The sequence below is a fragment of the Pseudomonadota bacterium genome (assembly GCA_022361155.1).
Taxonomy (GTDB): Bacteria; Myxococcota_A; Polyangia; order Polyangiales; family JAKSBK01; genus JAKSBK01.
Map to the genome: position 1 here is coordinate 1 of JAKSBK010000416.1, position 1,062 is coordinate 1,062.

At 67.4% G+C, this 1,062-nt stretch carries 1 protein-coding gene; it reads left to right on the forward strand.

Translation table 11 applies throughout. The features are described from left to right. Positions 1-1,062 (forward strand): tandem-95 repeat protein (locus MJD61_16125; GenBank protein ID MCG8556792.1); only part of this gene is annotated, 1,062 nt, incomplete at both ends.

Below are 1,062 nucleotides of genomic sequence, written 5' to 3' on the forward strand. Positions count from 1 at the left end.
ACGGTTGCGTTCGATCCGGGCTCGGACTTCGACGACCTGGCGCCGGGTGCGACCCAGCAGGTGGAGATCACCTACACCATCAGCGATGGCCAGGGCGGCACGGACACGGCGACGGCGACGGTCACCGTAACGGGCACCAACGACGGTCCGATGGCCGCCGACGACACGGCGGAGACGACGGAGAACGCTTCCGTCGACATCGATGTCCTGGGTAACGATTCCGATGTGGACGGGGGTACGCTCAGCGTCACCGATGCGAGCGTAGCGGACGGCGAGGGCTCGGTGCCCATCAACCAGGACGGCACGGTGTCGTTCGACCCGGGCTCGGACTTCGATGACTTGGCGCCGGGTGCGACGCAGCAGGTGGAGATCACCTACACCATCTCGGATGGCCAAGGCGGCACGGACATGGCGACGGCGACGGTCACCGTCACCGGGACCAACGACGGCCCGGTGGCCGCGGACGACAGCCTCTCCGGCGACGAGAATCAGGCCATCGACTTCACCGCGCAGGACCTGTTGGGCAACGACAGCGATGTGGATGGCGGCAGTCTGAGCATCACCGACTTCGATCAGCCGGACGGCGGCACCCTGGTGCAGAACGGTGACGGCAGCTTCACCTTCACGCCGGACCAGGACTTCACCGGCGAGACCAGCTTCACCTACACCGTGTCGGACGGCCAGGGCGGCACGGACACGGCCACGGTGACCATCGACGTGGAGGGTGTTGTCCAACAGGCCGACCTCACCGTCACCGATTCCGCGGGCGATGAGGATACGGCCATCGCACTCGATATCGACGTGTCGAGCGAGGACGATATCGCCTCCATCGTCATCGACGGGGTTCCCGACGGTGCCCAGCTCTCGGCCGGCACGGACAACGGCGACGGCACCTGGACCCTGGAGGAGGGGGACCTTGCGAACCTGACCGTCACGCCGCCGGCGGACTCCAACGCGGACTTCTCCCTGGACGTCACCATCACCACCGAGCAGGACGGCGAGACCGCGCAGGTCACCGGCACCATCGACGTGGACGTGGCCGGTGTCGCCGACGCGCCCGAC